Consider the following 17,893-nt stretch of genomic DNA (forward strand, 5'->3'; position numbering starts at 1 on the left):
CCCGCGCCCCCCCCCCCCCCCCCCCCCCCGCCCCGCCCGCCCCGGCCCCCCCCCCCCCCCGCCAGGACGCCGACCTCGCCGCCCTCGACGCCGCCGCCGAGGCCCGCACCCCCTCGCCCGCCCTGCGCGACACCAGCCGCCGCCTCGGCCGCCAACTGCTGCGCGCCGCCCGTGCCGCCTGGCCGCACCCCGCCCTCGACCTGCTGCACAGCACCCACCCCCGCGGCCCCCACCACCCCGTCGCGCTCGGCACCACCGCCCGCGCCGCCGGGCTCACCCCCGCGGACGCCGCCGCCCTCGCCGCGTACGAGAGCGTCAACGGCCCCGCCACCGCCTGCGTCCGGCTGCTCGGCCTCGACCCCTACCAGGTCGCCGCCGTGCTGGCCCGGCTCGCCCCCGACCTCGACACCGTGGCCGCGGGCGCCACCGCCGCCGCCGCCCGCGGCACCCTGCCCGCCGCCTCCGCCCCGCTGCTCGACGTCCACGCCGAACAGCACCGCTCCTGGAAGGTCCGCCTCTTTGCATCGTGACCACGTCGACCCCCACGACGCCCCCGCCCGCCACACCTGGACCGAGCAGACCCGCACCCGCACCCGCCGCGCCCTGCGGATCGGCCTCGGCGGCCCGGTCGGCTCCGGCAAGACCGCCACCGTCGCCGCGCTCTGCCGGGAACTGCGCGACGAGATCTCGCTCGCCGTCGTCACCAACGACATCTACACCACCGAGGACGCCGAGTTCCTGCTGCGCAACGCCGTCCTGCCGCCCGAGCGGATCGCCGCCGTCGAGACCGGCTGCTGCCCGCACACCGCGATCCGCGACGACATCTCCGCCAACCTGGAGGCCGTCGAGGAACTGGAGGAGACCGTCGGCCCGCTCGACCTGGTGCTCGTCGAGTCCGGCGGCGACAACCTCACCGCCACCTTCAGCCGGGGCCTGGTCGACCACCAGATCTTCGTCATCGACGTCTCCGGCGGCGACAAGATCCCCCGCAAGGGCGGCCCCGGCGTCTCCACCTCCGACCTGCTCGTCGTCAACAAGACCGACCTCGCCCCGCTGGTCGGCGCCGACCTCGCGGTGATGGCCCGCGACGCCGAGGCCCAGCGCGGCGGCCTGCCCACCGTCTTCACCGCCCTCACCACCCCGGACGGCATCGCCCCGGTCGCCGCCTGGGTCCGCGCCCGGCTCGCCGAACGGTGACCGTCACCGGCGCCCGGCACCCGGCCGCCGGGCACACCACCGCCCCGCACCCCGCCGCCGTCGACGCCACCGCCCGGATCACCGCCGCCCCCGACGGCCGCGGCGGCACCGCCCTGCCCGTCCTCGCCGGCGCCGGCCCGCTCGCCCTGCGCCGCACCCGCGGCGCCCCGGGCACCGCCCACGTCTGCGTGATCGGCTCGATGGCCGCCCCGCTCGGCGGCGACCGGCTCGCCCTGCACGCCGAGGTCCGGCCCGGCGCCGCCCTCACCGTCACCAGCGCCGCCGCCACCGTCAGCCTCCCCGGCCGCGGCGGCGCCCCCGCCCGCTACGAGCTGCACCTCACCGTCGGTGAGGACGCCGAACTCGACTGGCGCCCCGAACCCGTCATCGCCGCCGCCGGCAGCCGCCTGCTGCTCACCACCGTCGTCCACCTCGCCCCCGGGGCCCGGCTGCGGCTGCGCGAGGAACAGGTGCTCGGCCGGCTGCACGACCACACCCGCGGCGCCCCGCCCGGCCGGATCACCGCCCGGCTCACCGTCCACCTGGCCGGCCCCGCCCCGGCCGGCCGCGTCCTGCTCGACCAGCAGACCGACCTCGGCCCCGGCGCCCCCGGCTGGGACGGCCCCGCCGTCCTCGGCCCGCACCGCACCGTCGGACAACTGCTCACCGTCGGCCTGCCCGCCCCGCCGCCGCCCCCGGACGGCACCGACGCCGCCCTGCTCACCCTGCCCGGCCCCGCCGACGGCCCGCCCGCCACCCTGCTCACCGCCCTCGCCCCGGACGCCCTCGCCCTGCGCCGGCTGCTCGCACCCGGCACCGGCCGGAACGGTTCGGGCGGAACCGTCACGTCCGCGGCCGCCCGAACGTCAGAGAGGTGAGAGCACACCGACGAGGAGGGGCCCGATGGACCGGAACGACTGGCTGGCCGAGCGCTTCGAGAGCCACCGCGGCCATCTGCGGTCGGTGGCGTACCGGATGCTGGGCTCGCTCGGCGAGGCCGACGACGCGGTGCAGGAGGCCTGGCTGAGGCTGAGCCGCACCGACGCCGACGAGGTGGAGAACTTGGGCGGCTGGCTCACCACCGTGGTCGGCCGGGTCTGCCTCGACATGCTGCGCACCCGCCGGACCCGCCGCGAGGAGCCGATCGGCGAGCGGCTGCCCGACCCCGTCGTGGCGAACGCCGACGGCACCGACCCCGAACAGCAGGCGCTGCTCGCCGACTCGGTCGGGCTCGCCCTGCTCGTCGTGCTGGAGCAGCTCGCCCCGGCCGAGCGGCTGGCCTTCGTGCTGCACGACATGTTCGGCCTGCCGTTCGACGAGATCGCGCCGATCGTGGACCGCACCCCGGCCGCCGCCCGGCAGCTCGCCAGCCGTGCCCGGCGGCGCGTCCAGGGCGCGGCCCCCGCACCGGACCCGGACCCGGTACGCCGCCGCGAGGTGGTGGACGCCTTCCTCGCCGCCTCCCGCGGCGGCGACTTCGAGGCGCTGGTCGCCGTCCTCCACCCGGAGGTGGTGCTGCGCGCCGACGACGGCCCGGCCGCGCCGCTGATCGTGGTGCGCGGGGCCCGCGAGGTGGCCTCGCAGGCGTTCCGGTTCCGGCACATGGCGCCGTTCTCCCGGCCGGCGCTGGTCAACGGCGGGGCCGGCACGGTCACCGTGGTCGACGGCCGGCCGGTCTCGGTCATGGACTTCGTGGTCGCCGACGGCCTGATCGTCGCCATCGACATCCTGGCCGACCCGGAGCGGCTGGCCCGGCTCGACCTGGATCTCCTGGAGGACTGACCCCGGCCCGGGCACGGCCCCGAACGGCGGCGAGCCCCGCCCGGTGCGTACGGGGCGGGGCTCGTGGCGGGGGCGGCAGGCGGGGGCTCCGTCCGCGGCGGCGGCGCGGCCGCGGCGGTCGAGCGCGGCCAGGTAGGCGTTGTAGGCGGCGAGCTCGGCGTCGCCGTCCCGGTCCGCGGCACGGTCGCGGCGGCGGGCCTGCCGCTCCTCGGACCGCGCCCACTGCAGGGTCAGGGCGATCAGCACGATCGCGGTCGGGATCTCGCCGAACGCCCAGGTGATGCCGCCGGCCAGCTCCTGGTCGTCCAGCAGCTTGGTGCCGGGCGGCGCGGCGGCGTCGGTGAAGGTGGTCACCAGCGGGTGGGTCGCCATCATCACGGCCACGCCGAAGAAGGCGTGGAACGGCATCCCCACGAAGAGCTCCAGGATGCGCATGATGTAGCCCGGCCGGTGCGGACCCGGGTCCACGCCCATGATCGGCCAGAAGAAGAGCATGCCGACTGCCAGGAAGTGGACCATCATCGCGAGGTGCCCGAGGCGGTACTGCATCAGGTGGTCGAACAGCGGCGAGAAGTACAGCGCGTACAGGCTGGCGACGAACAGCGGGATGGTGGCGCCGGGGTGCGAGACCACCCGGACGTACCGGCTGTGCAGCAGGGCCACCAGCAGCTCGCGCGGACCGCGGCCGCTGCCCTTGCGGGCCGGGCGCAGGGCCCGCAGCGCCAGCGTGATCGGGGCGCCGAGCAGCAGCAGGATGGGGGAGAGCATGGACAGCACCATGTGCTGGATCATGTGCGCGCTGAACAGCACCATGCCGTAGTCGTTCAGCCCGGTGCAGGTCACCAGGACGACCGTGCCGGTGCCCGCCGTCCAGGCGATCATCCGGCCGACCGGCCACTTGTCGCCGCGCCGCCACAGCCGGATCGCGGCCGCCGTGTAGAGGCCGAGGGCGAGCACCGCGCCGATCAGGAAGGGCCAGTCCGGCGACCAGCCGAGCGCGGCGGACGGGCTGTACGGGCCGAGCGTGCCCGTTCCGCCGTGGTGGTGCATCCCTGCCATGCCGTCGCCCATCGGCGCGTCCTGCCTTCGCTGGTGCCGACCGGACCCGCCCGCAGGCCGGTCCGGTTCGTCCGTTTTGCTTCCGGCACAGCCTAGGCGGCGCTTACGAACCGACCGAACCCGGCCCCGGCCCCGGCGGACGCGGCGCGGTCAGCCGGCGGCGCCGGCGGCCGGGACGAGGGTGTTCTCGCCGGTGCGGCCGGCCGCGAAGTCCTCGACGTTGCGGACGGTCGCCGCGATGATCTGGCCGACCGCGGTCCTGGTGAAGTACGCCTGGTGGGAGGTGACCAGCACGTGCGGGAAGGTCATCAGCCGGGCCAGCACGTCGTCGGCCACCCCGTGCACCGACCGGTCGGTGAAGAAGACGCCGGTCTCCTCCTCGTACACGTCCAGGCCGACCCCGGCGAGCCGGCCGGACCGCAGCGTCTCGACCAGCGCGGCGCTGTCGACCAGGCCGCCGCGGCTGGAGTTCACCAGGATCGCGTCGTCCTTCATCCGGGCGAGCGCGGCCGCGTCGATCAGGTGGCGGGTGTCCGGCAGCAGCGGCACGTGCAGGCTGACCAGGTCGCTGCGCTCCAGCAGCTCGTCCTTCTCGACGTACTGCAGACCGAGCTCCCGGCAGGCCGGGTTGGGGGCGACGTCCCAGCCGAGGAGTTCGGTGCCGAAGCCGTGCGCGATCCGGGCGAAGCACTCGCCGATCTTGCCGGTGCCGATCACGCCGACGGTCATCCCGTGGACGTCCCGGCCCAGCAGGCCGTCCAGCCGGAAGTCGAACTCGCGGGTGCGGCTCGCCGCCCGCAGCAGCCGCCGGTTCACGGCCAGCGCCAGCGCCCAGGCGTGCTCGGCCACGGCGTGCGGGGAGTAGTGGGAGACCCGGGCGACGGTCAGGCCGAGGTCGCGGGCGGCCGCCAGGTCGATGTTGTTGAAGCCGGTGGAGCGCTGGGTGACCAGCTTGGTGCCGCCCGCGGCGAGCCGGGCCAGCACCACGCCGTCCAGCTCGTCGTTGACGCTGCTGGACACCACCGGGAAGCCGTCGGCGAGCGGGGCGGTGTCCCGGGTGAGGAAGACGTCCAGCATGCGCAGCGGGTGCCGGCCGGCGAACGCCGCGTCCAGCAGCGGACGCTCGTCGGTCTGCACGCCGTAGGCGAGGATCTCCATCGGGGTTGCTCCTCCTGCTCGCGCGGGGCGGGCCGGGCGCCCCGGCCGCTCACCCAACCTATGGTGTGCCCCGGACCCCGGCCATGGGCCGATCGTCCCGCCGGACCGGCGGCAGGTGCCCCCACGCGCCCCTGGTGGGGCCGACCGGTCAGCCTCGCCGGGGGGCGCGTGGGGGCACCGAAAGGGGCGCGGGGACTGCGCAGTCCGGGGGCGGGTCGTCGTACAGATCAGGGCTTGGCCCGATGCTGTTGTGGCGACCGCATCCGAATTGCGCAGTTCCCCACGCCCTGGGGCCTGGCCGTCAGGTGAGGGTGCCGGCGAGGGCGGTGAGGGCGAAGAGGGCGCCGGCGGCGGCCAGCGCGGCGCCGCCGGAGCCGACCGTGAGGAGGGCGGTGAGCAGGACGGTCGGGCCGAGTTCCATCGCCGTGTTGAGCACGCCGCCGGCCAGGCCGATCTGCTCCTCCGGGACGCCGTCGGTGGCGAGCACCGCGGCTCCGGCGAAGGCGAGGGCTGCGCCGAAGGGCAGCAGCACCAGCCCGGGGACGAGCGGCAGGTAGCCGGAGCCGGTGCCGAGGTGGGCGAGGGCGAACAGGCCGGCGGTGCCGGTGGCCAGGCCGATCGCGGTGACGGCCTTCGGCCCGACCCGGCCGACCAGCGGCCCGGCGGCCTGCCCGCCGAGGAGCAGTGCGGCGGCGTAGGGGAGGAAGGCGCCGGAGGTGGCGAGCGGGGTCCAGCCCAGGTCCTGCTGGAGGTGCAGGGTGAGCAGCAGGAAGAGGGTGGCGGTGCCGCCGGCGCTCAGCAGGGTGGCGGCCAGGCCGAGCAGGCGGCGTCCGCCGCGCAGGAAGCCGAGCGGCAGCAGCGGCTCGGCGGCGCGCCGCTCGCGGAGCACTCCGGCGGCGGGCAGCAGCAGGCCGAGGGCGAGCGGCAGCTGCCAGCCGCCGGTCTCGGTGAGGACGAGGCCGTAGCTGACCAGGACGGTGCCGGCGGTGGCGAGGACGGCGCCGGGCAGGTCGAGGGCGGGGCGCCGGTCGCGGGCGGGGTCGCGGGGCAGCAGTGCGGGGGCGAGGGCGAGGGCGGCGGCGGCGACGACCACCGGGACGGCGAACATCCAGCGCCAGGAGAGCCAGCTGGCGACGGCCCCGGAGGCGAGGTTGCCGGTGGTGGCGCCGAGCACGGAGAGTCCGCCCCAGGTGGCCATCGCCCGGCCGTAGGCCGCGGGGCCGGGCAGCAGGGTCTTGAGGACGGCCATGCCGGCCGGGGCGACCAGGGCCGCGGCGGCGCCCTGGAGGAAGCGGAGCAGCAGCAGGGCGGTGTAGCCGGGGGCGAGCGGGGCGGCGATCGAGGCGAGGCCGAGCACCACCAGGCCGGTGGTGAGCATCCGGCGGCCGCCGTAGCGGTCGGTGAGCCGGCCGCCGAGCAGCAGCAGGGCGGCGAAGGAGAGCCCGTAGGCGGCGTTGAGCAGGACGAGCCGGCTGTGGTCGAGGCCGAACTCGCGGCCGATGTCGGGCAGCGGCACGGAGATCGCCATCAGGGTGAAGATCAGTGTCGCCTGGACGGTGCCGAGCAGGGCGAAGCCGGGTGCGGTGCGTGGCGCCGGTGCGCCGGTGGACGTCGGAGTGATGGCCGTGGCAGCCATGGTCTCCCCCTCTTTCTGTACCGTTCGGTTCAATATAAGGCCGTGCAGAGGGCCGCCGAGGAGCGGCCGGTGGAGCTGTCGGTCCGGGCCGAGGGGCTCAGCCGAGCAGTGACAGGGCGAGGTCCGCCGCGTCGGTGACCCGCCGCGGGTCGTCGCCCGCCTTGCCGATCACCCGCATGCCCTGCATCACGGTGAGCAGCAGCCGGGCGAGGGCCCGCGGGTCCTTCTCCGGTGCCAGCTCGCCCTGGGCCTGCGCCCGGGCCAGCGCGCCGGCGGTGAGCGTCTCCAGGGTGTCCCAGCTGGCACGGACGCGGCGGGCCGCGTCCGGGTCGCGGGTGGCGAGTTCGGTGGCGGTGTTGGTGATCAGGCAGCCGCGGTGCCGCTGCTCGCGGACCGCCTCGTCGGCGAAGCGCCGCACCACGGCGCGGACCGTGGGCAGGGCCGCGCCGGGCTGCGAGAGCTCGGCGAGCAGCTTGGCGTCGGTGTTCTCCCGGTAGCGGTCGAGCGCCTTGAGGAACAGCTCGTGCTTGCCGCCGAAGGTGGCGTACAGGCTGGCGCGGCCGATGCCCAGGTGCCCGGTGAGGTCGGCCATCGAGGTCGCCTCGTACCCGCGCTCCCAGAACAGCTCCAGCGCCGCCTGCAGCGCCGCGTCCGGGTCGAACTCCTTGGTCCTTGCCATGGGAAGACCATAGCGCTAACTGGATCGATCGGTCAAGAAAGGCTGGAGAAGAGAAGGAGCCCCGCCCGCCGAGGCGGCGGACGGGGCTCCCGAAGAGCTGCGGGACGGGCCGGTCAGATGACCGTCTCGGCCTCGGTGTAGCGCTCCTGCGGCACGGTCTTCAGCTCGGCGACCGCCTCGGCGAGCGGCACCAGGCGGATGTCGGTGCCCTGCAGCGCGGTGATGTGGCCGAAGGCGCCCTTGTGGGCGGCCTCCACCGCGTGCCAGCCGAAGCGGGTGGCGAGCACCCGGTCGTAGGCGGTCGGGGTGCCGCCGCGCTGGGTGTGGCCGAGGATCACCGGACGGGCCTCCTTGCCGAGCCGGTGCTCCAGCTCACGGGAGAGCTGGGTGGCGATGCCGGTGAACCGCTCGTGGCCGTACATGTCCTTGGTGCCCTCCTCCCACGGCATGGTGCCGGGCTCGGGCTTGGCGCCCTCGGCGCAGACCACGATCGCGAACTTCTTGTGCCGGTCGAAGCGCTCGCGCACCACGTCGGTCAGCTTGTCGATGTGGAAGGGGCGCTCGGGCACCACGATCGCGTGCGCGCCGGCCGCCATGCCCGCGTTGAGGGCGATCCAGCCGGTGTGACGGCCCATCACCTCGACGACCATGACCCGCTGGTGCGACTCGGCGGTGGTCTTGAGGCGGTCCAGCGCGTCGGTGGCCACCGAGACGGCGGTGTCGAAGCCGAAGGTGACGTCGGTGCAGGCGATGTCGTTGTCGATCGTCTTCGGCACGCCGACCACCGGCAGGCCCGCGTCGCTCATGAGCTTCGCGGCCTTCAGGGTGCCCTCGCCGCCGATCGGGATGACCGCGTCGATCCCGAGGTCCTTGCAGTGCTGCTTGGCGCGCTCGACGCCGTCCCGCAGGTGGCTCGGCTGGACCCGGGAGGACCCGAGGATCGTGCCGCCCTGGGCGAGGATGCCGCTCACCGACTCCAGGGTGAGAGGACGGTGGACGCCTTCGAGGAGGCCGCGCCAGCCGTCCTGGAAACCGATGATCTCGTCGCCGTGGTCGACCACCCCCCGGTGGACCACGGAACGGATCACGGCGTTCAGGCCGGGGCAGTCACCGCCGCTGGTCAGGACACCAATACGCATTGCTTTGCAACTCCCCTGGGGGCACCTCCCAGCCGCCAGGCTGGGGGGAAGAACCGGAGGCCGGACTACCACCTCGGTGTCGCCACCGCGGACAGGTCGCACCCGGGCGTCTTCAACCGGGGGCGACCATGGCACAGCATACGGTTCCTGCGTCCGGCCGGGCAGGAGCCGAGCGGGAGCGGCATCGTCGACGCGTCCGCGCAATCTGCAGCCGGACGCCGAGGAGGGTTGCGTCCAGCGATCCCTATTCTCTTATGCATCCCGCCCGCATGGCACCGGTTGACCGCAATGCGGTCAACCGGACACCCTTCGTCGGACTCAGGCGGGCTGGCTGGTGGCCGCGATGCGCTCCGCGCGCAGCGCGTCGTACCAGGTCGTGTCGGCCGGCGGCAGCGCGCTGACGTCCAGCGCCAGCTTGAGCAGCATGTCGGCGACGGCAGGGTTGCGGGCCATCACCGGGCCGTGCAGGTAGGTGCCGAACACGGTGTCGCGGTACGCACCCTCGGTGCCGTCGCCGGTGCCGTTGCCGCGGCCCGTCCGCACGTTCGCCAGGGGCTTGACGCCCTCGCCGAGGTGCGTGACGCCCTGGTGGTTCTCGAAACCGGTGAGCTGCGGCAGGCCGAGCGCCGGGTCGACGTCGGCGAGCACGTCGCCGACGCAGCGGGAGCCCTCGCCGCGGGTCGTCCACACGTCGAGCAGGCCGAGGCCCGGCTCGCGCTCGCCGAGGTCGTTGATGAACTCGCGGCCGAGGATCTGGTAGCCGGCGCAGACCGAGAAGATGATCGCACCGTTCTCGGCGGCGCGGACCAGACCGCCGTCGTTGCGCAGCCGCTCCGCGGCGAGCCGCTGCGGACGGTCCTCGCCGCCGCCGATCAGGTAGATGTCGCCGCTGGTCGGCACCGCCTGGTCGGAGCGCACGTCGATCCGGGTCACCCCGAGGCCGCGCTGCCGCGCCCGCCGCTCGACGACCAGCGCGTTGCCGCGGTCGCCGTACGTGCTGAGCAGGTCCGGGTACACCCAGACGAGGCGCAGGCTGCTCTCGTTCATCCTCGAAGGCCTTCCGTACTGCTGCTGCTGAGGCTGCTGGAACTGCGGGTCGGCGGGGTACGACATCAGACCGCCACCGCCTTGCGCAGCTGCTGGAAGGCGGTGTAGTTGGCGATCGCCTCGATCCGGCCGGGCGGCGCCAGCCGGACGGCCTGCTCCAGGGTGTCCACCACCTGGAACTGCAGCCCGGCGACCTCCAGCCGGACCGCCAGGTCCAGCTTGCGCTGGCCCATCACGAAGATCGGGTGGCCGGCCAGGCGCTCGTAGTCGACGTCCCACAGCCAGGAGGTGTCGGTGCCGTCCGCGTCCAGCGCGTTCACCGACAGCACCACCGGCGCCGGCGGCTGGTCGATCAGCGTGAAGGTCTCCAGCCAGCCGGCCGGGTTCTTCGCCAGCAGCAGGCGCACGTCGCGGCCCTGGTACTGCACCACGTCGTAGCGGCCGGCGACCGCGGCGACCGTCTGCATCCGCTGCAGCGCGACCTGCGGGGCGACGCCGAAGACCGCCGCGACCGCCGCCGAGCTGGTGGCGTTCGCCAGGTTGGCGCGGCCGGGCAGCTGCAGCTGGATCGGCCAGGCACCGCGGTGCGGGTCGATGACGTGGGTGCCCTGCAGCGCCCAGTGCGGGTTCGGGCGGCGGAAGCCGCACTGCGAGCAGAACCAGTCCTCGCCGGGGCGCTGCATCACGCCGCCGCAGGACGGGCAGGACCAGGCGTCCTCCTTCCACGCCTGCCCGGCGGCCACCCAGACCACCTTCTTGCAGGACGAGGCGGCCCAGGTCACCAGCGGGTCGTCGGCGTTGGCGATGATCACCGCGTCCGAGTCCTTGAGACCCTCGCGCCACTTCTCCGCCATCATGCGGGTCTCGGCGGCGCGGTCCAGCTGGTCGCGGGAGAGGTTCAGCAGCGCTATGGCCTTGGGCCGGGTGTCCCGGGCGACCGTCGCGAGGTACTTCTCGTCCACCTCGATCACGCCGAAGCGCGCGTCCGAGCCGCCCGCCAGCGCGGCGGTGATGCCGGCCGGCATGTTGGCGCCCAGGGCGTTGGAGACCACCGGGCCCGCGGCGCGCAGCGCCTCGGCGATCAGCCGGGTGGTGGTGGTCTTGCCGTTGGTCGCGCTGACCAGCACCACGTCGAGGTGCTCGGACAGGGTGGCCAGCAGATCGGGGTCGAGCTTGAGCGCGATCTTGCCGCCGATCACCGAACCACTGCCGCGCCCGGCCTTCTGCGAGAGGGCGGCGGCCATCTTGCCGGCCGTCACGGCGATCTTGGCGCGGGCGGGCAGCGAGGCGTCGCGTGCGGCTTCCGGACCGGTGCCTTGCATGCTCAGTGGTTCCTCCTTGCTGCGGCGCCGCCCCGGTCGTGCGGGACCGTCGGACGGCAGGGACGGGGGCCAGCCTACCCACTCCGGCGGCGGGCTCTGAGCGCAGGACCCTTCGCGGCCTGCCGAGACGGGCCCGGAGGAGCCGGAAACCGTGCCGGGGAGCGGACCTGAGCCCGCCCGCCCGACGCACCGTCAGCGGCCCGTCGGGCGGCGGGAGCGGCGGGCGTCCGGCCGGGGCGCGGCGGCCGGAACGGGCGCGTCTCACCTCGGGGGGCACAGGACGGCGGCCAGCCTGTCGACCGCCGCTTCGATCAGGGCCGCGCAGTGCAGCAGTTCCTCCGGCGGACCGCCGGCCGGATCGGCCACGGAGTCCGCCTCCGCCGTGGCCGGCGGACCGAGTCCGCGTCGCGCGGCCGCCCGGGCCACGGCTTCCCGGCCGGCCGCCGCCGTGCCGCCGGGGCCGGCCGACCCGTGCGGTTCGTCCTGTTCGGACAACCGGACGAACTCGAGCAGGGTGAAGCAGCGGCGCAGGGCCACCGGGTGCAGCCGCACCGCGGCCTCCCGGTGCTCCTGGGCCAGGCCGAGCACCAGGTCCGCCCCGGCGACCAGGGCGGGAGTGAGCCGTCGCGGCACGAAGCGTTCGGCGAAACCGGCACCGTCGGCCTCGGCGAGCCGCTGGGCCGTCGCCGCCGGAAGCCGGTCGCCGGGCCGTGCCAGACTGCCCGCGCTGGCGACGTGCACCCCGGCCGCCCCGGCCTGTCCGAGCCGGTGGCGCAGGAGGTGCTCGGCGAGCGGCGAGCGGTAGAGGTTAGCCGTGCACACCATCAGGACCGACAGCCTCGGCGTCCCCGCGCCCGGAGTGCTCGCGGTACCAGGCGTAGGTGCGGGCGACTCCGTGCTCAAGGTCGATGCCTGCCTTCCAGCCGAGTGCCGTCAGCCGGGACACGTCGAGCAGTTTGCGCGGGGTGCCGTCCGGTTTGGTGGTGTCCCAGTGGATCCGGCCCCGGTAACCGACGGTCGCGGCCACGAGGTCGGCGAGTTCGCGCAGGGTCGTGTCCAGCCCGGTGCCGACGTTGACCGGGTCGTCGCCGTCGTAGTGCTCCAGCAGGAAGAGGCAGGCGTCGGCGAGGTCGTCGACGTGCAGGAACTCCCGGCGGGGCGTGCCGCTGCCCCAGTGGACGAGGGTGTCCGCGCCGCGTTCACGGGCCTCGTGGGTGCGCCGCAGCAGGGCGGGCAGCACGTGGCTGGTACGCAGGTCGAAGTTGTCGCCCGGCCCATAGAGGTTGGTGGGCATGGCGCTGATCCAGCGCATCCCGTACTGCCGGCGGCTTGCCCGGACGTGCAGCAACCCGGCGATCTTCGCGACGGCGTAGGAGTCGTTGGTGGGCTCCAGCGGGCCGGTCAGCAGGGCGCTCTCCGGGATCGGCTGCGGGGCGTGCTTGGGGTAGATGCAGCTGGAGCCCAGGAACAGCAGCCGCTCGACGCCGACGGCGCGGGCCGTGTCGAGGACGTTCAGCTGGATGCGCAGATTGTCGGAGAGGAACTCCACCGGGTGCGCCGCGTTGGCGGCGATGCCGCCGACCCGGGCGGCGGCCAGCACCACGGCGTACGGGCGCTGCTCGGCGAGGAAGCGGTGCACCGCGGCCGCGTCGCGCAGGTCGAGTTCGGCCGAGGTGCGGGTCACGATATCGGTGAAGCCCTCGGCCCGAAGCCGGCGCAGGACGGCCGCGCCGACCAGCCCGCGGTGGCCGGCCACCCAGATGCGGCGGTCACGGGGCAGCGGGTACGGTGCGGCGCTCACCGGGCGGACCGTCCTGCCAGCGGCGCCTGGTCGGTGGCACCCCGCTCGTCCGAGCCGGCGGGCCTGGGGACGGGCTCGCCGTAGCCGTAGCCGTAGCCGTAGCCGCTGCGGGCGCCCTTGGCGGCCGGGACCATGTCGAGTACAGCGCCGAGCGGCCTGGCGCCGACGGCGCGCAGGGCGTCGGTGGCCGCCCGGATACGGTCCCGGCTCGTGCGGCGGGCCCTGACGACCAGCAGCATTCCGTCGGTGAACGGTGCGAGGCCGGAGGTGTCGGCGACGGGCAGCAGCGGGGCGGTGTCCACCACCACATGGTCGTAGCGCTCTGCCAGGGACTGCAGGACATGGTGCATCCGGGCCGAGGCCAGCAGCTCGGCGGGGTTGGGCGGGATCGTGCCGCTGGTGAGCACGTCGAGCCCGGCCGCGTTCTGCATGACGTCCTCGATCGCAGCGCTGCCGATGAGCACGCTGGTCAGTCCGGCGTCGCGGACCAGCCCGAAGACCTCGGCGACCTGCGGGCGGCGCAGGTCCGCGTCGACCAGGCAGACCCGGTCGCCGGCCTCGACCAGTGAGCGCGCCAGGTTGGCGGCCGTGGTGGTCTTGCCCTCGCCGGGCAGGGCACTGGTCACCCCGACCACCCGGGGCCGGTCGTCGACCTGGGCGAACTGCAGGTTGGTGCGGAGCTGGCGGATGGCCTCGGAACGGGCCGACCAGCCCCCGGCGGCGCGGTCCAACGGGTCCGCCGGGGCGGACCGGTCGTAGGGGACCTCGCCCAGCACCGGTACCCCGGCGAGCTCGCCGAGCTGCTCCGCCGTGGAGACGGTGGTGTCCAGTGCCTGGCGCAGGGCGGCGGCCCCGATGCCCAGCAGCAGTCCGACCAGCAGTCCGGCGGCCACGTCCAGCCGGCGGTTGGGCGAGACGGGGAAGGCCGGCGGCTGCGCGCGCTGGGTGACCCCGAGCTGCACCGGCGACGTGGTGGAGTCCGCCGGTGTCTCCAGCTCCTGTACGACGGCGCGCAGTTGGTCGGCCACCGCGTTGGCCGTCTGGGCCGCCCTGGCGGGCACGGTGTCCTGCAGGGTGATGTCGATCAGCACGGTGTTCACCGGCGCGGCGGCGGTGATCTGCGAGGCGAGCTGCTCCGGCGTCACACCGAGCCGCAGTTTCGCCACCACGGGCTCGGTGACCCGCCGACTGGTGACGATGGAGGCGTACGACCGCACCCGCGCCTGGCTGAAGTTGTTGCCCTGGTTCAGTGCGGTGGCGTCCTCGCCGCTGCGGGTCGCCACGAACAGCTGCGTGCGCGCCTCGTACACGGGCGTGGAGAGCACGGCGGCGGCGACCCCGGCCCCGGTGCCGAGCAGGGCAAGGAGGGTGACGAGCCACCAGTGCCGGCTCAGTGTTCTCAGACATCCGCGCAGATCCACCCTGCAACACCCCATCGGTCCGGCCGGGGCCGCAGGCGGCCGATGCCGCCCGGGCCTAATTTCTGTCCAGGTCTGACTGTGTATATCCGATTCGGGAGAATAGCCGGATGTAGGCGATTCATCACGTACCGTAGTGTGCGTCGATACGGAGGAGTCACCATGTCGCCGCTGCATCCGGCCGCATCTCCTGACGGTGCGTCACTCGCCGCTCTCGGAAGCGCGCCGCAGACCCTGCTGCTCGGCACCGCGGCGGTCTGCGTGCTGGCCACCCTGGTGTGGCTGTTCGCCCGCTCCACCGGGGCCGGTACCGCCCTGGTCCTCGCGTCCGCCGTCCAGACCGGCTTGACCGGACCGGCCCCGGGGCTGGTCTGGGTCGGCGGAGTGGGTATTACCTGGCCGGACGTCCTGACCGTCGCCGCCCTGGCGGTCGGGGCGGGCCGTCTCGCCGGTCTCCGAGCGCACCCCGCCGGGCCCGGCCGCCTCACTCCCGGGGGGCTGCCCGCCCTCACCGCACTGCTGCTCCTGACCCTCTGCGTCCTGCTCGTCGGCATCGGGCAGTTCGGCCTCAAGCCTGCCGGGCTGGAGGTCCGCTCCCAGTTCCTCGCCGTCTTCGGCTTCGCGCTCTACATCGCGACCGCGCCGCGTTCGCCCGACCCGATGCGCGCGGTCGTGCTGTACTGGCCGATCGCCGCCGCGGTCCTCGCCGCGGGCGCCCTGGCCTGGTGGGCCGCGCACGGCATCGGCTCCAGCAGCACCCATCTCCTGATGGACGGCCGGCTCGTCGAGAGCCGGGCCCTCGACGCCCCCACCGCGCTGGTCGTCGGGCAGGCCGCGCTCGTCCTGCTGTGCGCCCCGCGGTACGGGCCCAGGGCCCGGATGTGTTCGGTGCCGCTCCTCCTGGTCGTCCTGGTGCTCCAGCACCGGACGGTGTGGGTGTGTACCGCCCTGATGCTGCTCGGCTGGCTGGCCGTCCGCCGGGCCAGCGCCGGCCGCCGGCTGGCCGCGGCAGGGCTGGCCGCGGCCGCGGCCGGCGCCCTGACCGTCGCCTACGGCCTCGGTGTCCTCGGCGACACGGGGACGAGCCTGTCCGTGTCGGCCGGTGACGACCAGACCCTGGTCTGGCGGGCGGCCGGCTGGTCCTCCCTCATCGACACCCTGCACGGCCCGTTGGACTGGCTGTTCGGCTTCCCGTTCGGTGCGGGCTACGCCCGGGAGATCTCCGGCATGCTGGTGGAGGTCTCCCCGCACAACTACTTCCTCCAGGTGCTGCTGCGCCTCGGGGCGGTCGGCCTGCTCGTCCTGCTCGCCGTGTACGCCGTGTCGCTGCGCCGCGCAGGTTCCCGCAGCGGCTCGGGCCTGATGCTGGCCCTGCTTGCCACCGGACAGCTCGTCTTCTGCCTGACCTACCAGCTGCCGATGGAGCAGGGGTTGCTGATCGGTCTGCTGGTGCACCGTTCCAGGGTGCCGCTCGACCGTTCCGGCCGACCGTTCGCGGACGGTCCGCGCACCCCCGCGCCGCGGGCCGCCGCGGACGGCAACCGTCTCCCGGCCCCCGCAGGAAAGGGCCCCCACCGGTGAACCGCCCGCCCGTCGTCGCCGTCCTGATGACCTGCCACAACCGCAGGGAGAAGACCCTCCGCGCTCTGCACGCCCTGCGCGGCCAGTGCGGCCTGCCCCCCGGCTGCGAGGTCCGTGTCCACCTCGTCGACGCCGACAGCCGGGACGGCACGCCGCAGGCGGTGGCCGAGCACTTCCCCGAGGTGGCGGTCGTCCCGGCGGGCGACGACGTGTTCTGGAACGCGGGCATGCGGATCGCCGCCGACCACGCCCTGGCCGCCGGACCCGCCGACTACCTGCTCTGGCTCAACGACGACGTCGAACTCGACGCGGGGGCGCTGGCCCTGCTGCTCACCACCGCGACCGCGCAGGAGGCGCCCGCCGTCGCGGTCGGTGCCACCCGCTCCCGGCGGACCGGCACCACCACGTACTCCGGCCACCGCCTGCACCGGCGCGGTCTGCGCCCCCGGACCCTCACTCTGGTGGAACCCGGACGGGCGCCACTGGCCTGCGACACCTGCAACGGCAACGCCGTCCTCGTGCCCGCGGAGGTCCACCGGCGGCTCGGCGGCCTCGACCCGGCGTTCAGCCACGGCATGGGCGACTTCGACTTCGGCTTCCGCGCCAGCCGGGCCGGCTGCACCCTCGCCGTCGCCCCCGGGCACATCGGCTTCTGCGAGTCCAATCCGCCGCTGCGCGGCTCCCGCGAGCCGGGCCTCGGCCTGCGCGAGGCGCTGCGCCGGGTCGCCTCCCGCCGCGAACTGCCGCCCCGCGAATGGTGGGTGTACTGCCGGCGCCACCACGGGGCGTGGGCGCTGCCGATCTTCTGCTCCCCGTATGCCCGCACCGCGCTGCGTGCCCTGCGGGCGCGCTGGGCCGGATGAGGCAACTGCGAGGCGTAAAGTTGCGTTTTGCCCGATTTGACACGATGTCACTTCTATCGTGGGACGCATGTCGAAGACAGCGCTGATCACCGGGATCACCGGACAGGACGGTTCCTACCTGGCGGAGCTGCTGCTCGCCAAGGGCTACACGGTGCACGGTCTGATCCGGCGCACCTCGGCCTTCAACACCCACCGCATCGACCACCTCTACCAGGACCCGCACGAGCCGGACGCCCGACTCTTTCTGCACTACGGCGACCTGGCCGACGGATCGCGGATCACCACCCTGCTGGAGCGGCTCCGCCCCGACGAGGTCTACCACCTGGCGGCCCAGTCCCACGTCCGGGTCTCCTTCGACGAACCGGAGTTCACCGGATCCACCACCGGCCTCGGCACCACCCGGCTGCTGGAGGCGATCCGCGCCACCGGCCTGCCGTGCCGCTACTACCAGGCGTCCAGCTCCGAGATGTACGGTGCCGCGGCCCCGCCGCAGTCCGAGGACACGCCCTTCCAGCCGCGTTCCCCGTACGCCGCCGCCAAGCTCTACGCGTACTGGATGACCCGCAACTACCGTGAGGCGTACGGGATCTACGCGGTCAACGGGATCCTGTTCAACCACGAGTCGCCGCGCCGCGGCGAGACCTTCGTCACCCGCAAGATCGCCCGCGCCGCCGCCCGGATCGCCCGGGGCGAACAGGAACTCCTGCACCTGGGCAACCTGGAGGCCCGCCGTGACTGGGGCTACGCTCCCGAGTACGTCGAGGCGATGTGGCTGATGCTGCAGCAGGACCGGCCGGACGACTACGTGGTGGCCACCGGCACCAGCTACAGCGTCCTCGACTTCCTCACCCTCTGCTTCGAACACGCCGGCCTGGACTGGCAGCAGCACGTCCGCTTCGACGAGCGCTACCTGCGCCCCTGCGAGGTCCCGGACCTGGTCGGCGACCCCGCCAAGGCCGAGCGCGCCCTCGGCTGGCGCCCCACCGTCCTCACCCCCGACCTCGCCCGCATCATGGTCGACGCCGAACTGGCCCAGCTTGCCCGGCCCCGGACAGCCCCGGCCGATGCCTCCGCCGCCGTCTCATGACGCCGCCCGTCGTCGTCCAGCTGACCAACGAGCCCGTCTCCGATGGCGTCACCGGCTTCGCCCATGCCTTCCGCCGGTTGGCGGGGGAGGGGTTGTTGGTGCATGTGCCGTTGGCTCCGCGGGA

The 17,893-nt window shown here is 74.5% G+C and carries 16 protein-coding genes and 1 pseudogene; 7 read left to right on the forward strand and 10 right to left on the reverse strand.

Going from position 1 to position 17,893, the window contains the following annotated elements; genetic code table 11:
• The 4 genes from ABD353_RS27740 to sigJ all read left to right on the forward strand — a co-directional run.
• Positions 1-530: urease accessory protein UreF (locus tag ABD353_RS27740; RefSeq protein ID WP_344626421.1), on the forward strand; the 530-nt coding region annotated here is incomplete at its 5' end.
• A complete protein-coding gene (gene ureG, locus ABD353_RS27745) occupies positions 520-1,197 on the forward strand; it encodes an urease accessory protein UreG (protein ID WP_344626422.1) in 678 nt (225 codons plus the stop codon). The genes ABD353_RS27740 and ureG, both read left to right, overlap by 11 nt.
• The gene (locus ABD353_RS27750; RefSeq protein WP_344626423.1) at positions 1,194-2,075 is read left to right on the forward strand and encodes an urease accessory protein UreD; all 882 of its coding nucleotides are present in this window, start codon (positions 1,194-1,196) and stop codon (positions 2,073-2,075) included. The genes ureG and ABD353_RS27750 overlap by 4 nt, the downstream gene beginning before the upstream one ends.
• 25 nt (positions 2,076-2,100) lie before the next feature.
• On the forward strand, positions 2,101-2,979 hold the full coding sequence (gene sigJ / locus ABD353_RS27755; RefSeq protein WP_344626424.1) for an RNA polymerase sigma factor SigJ: 879 nt from the start codon (positions 2,101-2,103) through the stop codon (positions 2,977-2,979).
• A gap of 108 nt (positions 2,980-3,087) precedes the next feature.
• Here sigJ and ABD353_RS27760 read toward each other — a convergent pair.
• From ABD353_RS27760 to ABD353_RS27805, 10 genes and pseudogenes are all read right to left on the reverse strand, one after another.
• A pseudogene (locus tag ABD353_RS27760) lies at positions 3,088-4,029 on the reverse strand (cytochrome c oxidase assembly protein); the annotation flags it as partial.
• 159 nt (positions 4,030-4,188) lie between these two features.
• Complete coding sequence (locus tag ABD353_RS27765) at positions 4,189-5,196, reverse strand: 2-hydroxyacid dehydrogenase (RefSeq protein WP_344626425.1); 1,008 nt, start codon at positions 5,194-5,196, stop codon at positions 4,189-4,191.
• Between the two features lie 301 nt (positions 5,197-5,497).
• Positions 5,498-6,832, reverse strand: a complete 1,335-nt coding sequence (locus ABD353_RS27770) for an MFS transporter (RefSeq protein WP_344626426.1) — start codon at positions 6,830-6,832, stop codon at positions 5,498-5,500.
• Between the two features lie 97 nt (positions 6,833-6,929).
• Positions 6,930-7,511 (reverse strand): TetR/AcrR family transcriptional regulator, encoded by a 582-nt coding sequence (locus ABD353_RS27775; RefSeq protein WP_344626427.1) that lies wholly within the window; start codon positions 7,509-7,511, stop codon positions 6,930-6,932.
• A gap of 113 nt (positions 7,512-7,624) precedes the next feature.
• A complete protein-coding gene (locus ABD353_RS27780; protein ID WP_030269331.1) occupies positions 7,625-8,650 on the reverse strand; it encodes a 6-phosphofructokinase in 1,026 nt (341 codons plus the stop codon).
• Between the two features lie 318 nt (positions 8,651-8,968).
• Positions 8,969-9,697, reverse strand: a complete 729-nt coding sequence (locus ABD353_RS27785; protein WP_030269330.1) for a type 1 glutamine amidotransferase — start codon at positions 9,695-9,697, stop codon at positions 8,969-8,971.
• Between the two features lie 65 nt (positions 9,698-9,762).
• On the reverse strand, positions 9,763-11,019 hold the full coding sequence (locus ABD353_RS27790; RefSeq protein WP_344626428.1) for a Mur ligase family protein: 1,257 nt from the start codon (positions 11,017-11,019) through the stop codon (positions 9,763-9,765).
• 261 nt (positions 11,020-11,280) lie between these two features.
• Positions 11,281-11,844: an arsenate reductase/protein-tyrosine-phosphatase family protein gene (locus ABD353_RS27795; RefSeq protein WP_344626429.1), complete on the reverse strand. Its 564-nt coding sequence runs from the start codon at positions 11,842-11,844 to the stop codon at positions 11,281-11,283.
• The gene (locus ABD353_RS27800; protein ID WP_344626430.1) at positions 11,828-12,820 is read right to left on the reverse strand and encodes a GDP-L-fucose synthase family protein; all 993 of its coding nucleotides are present in this window, start codon (positions 12,818-12,820) and stop codon (positions 11,828-11,830) included. The genes ABD353_RS27795 and ABD353_RS27800 overlap by 17 nt, the downstream gene beginning before the upstream one ends.
• Complete coding sequence (locus ABD353_RS27805; RefSeq protein WP_344626431.1) at positions 12,817-14,241, reverse strand: tyrosine-protein kinase domain-containing protein; 1,425 nt, start codon at positions 14,239-14,241, stop codon at positions 12,817-12,819. Before ABD353_RS27805 ends, ABD353_RS27800 begins: the two co-directional genes overlap by 4 nt.
• A 159-nt stretch (positions 14,242-14,400) precedes the next feature.
• Between ABD353_RS27805 and ABD353_RS27810 the strand changes: the two genes are divergently transcribed.
• The 3 genes from ABD353_RS27810 to gmd all read left to right on the forward strand — a co-directional run bounded on the left by ABD353_RS27810 (position 14,401) and on the right by gmd (position 17,769).
• Complete coding sequence (locus ABD353_RS27810) at positions 14,401-15,819, forward strand: O-antigen ligase family protein (RefSeq protein ID WP_344626432.1); 1,419 nt, start codon at positions 14,401-14,403, stop codon at positions 15,817-15,819.
• A complete protein-coding gene (locus tag ABD353_RS27815; RefSeq protein WP_344626433.1) occupies positions 15,816-16,682 on the forward strand; it encodes a glycosyltransferase family 2 protein in 867 nt (288 codons plus the stop codon). Before ABD353_RS27810 ends, ABD353_RS27815 begins: the two co-directional genes overlap by 4 nt.
• A 67-nt stretch (positions 16,683-16,749) precedes the next feature.
• The gene (gene gmd / locus ABD353_RS27820) at positions 16,750-17,769 is read left to right on the forward strand and encodes a GDP-mannose 4,6-dehydratase (protein WP_344626434.1); all 1,020 of its coding nucleotides are present in this window, start codon (positions 16,750-16,752) and stop codon (positions 17,767-17,769) included.
• The last annotated feature ends 124 nt before the right edge of the window (positions 17,770-17,893 follow it).

Origin of the sequence: Kitasatospora arboriphila (assembly GCF_039528095.1) — a bacterium.
In the GTDB taxonomy this organism is placed as follows: Bacteria; Actinomycetota; Actinomycetes; order Streptomycetales; family Streptomycetaceae; genus Kitasatospora; species Kitasatospora arboriphila.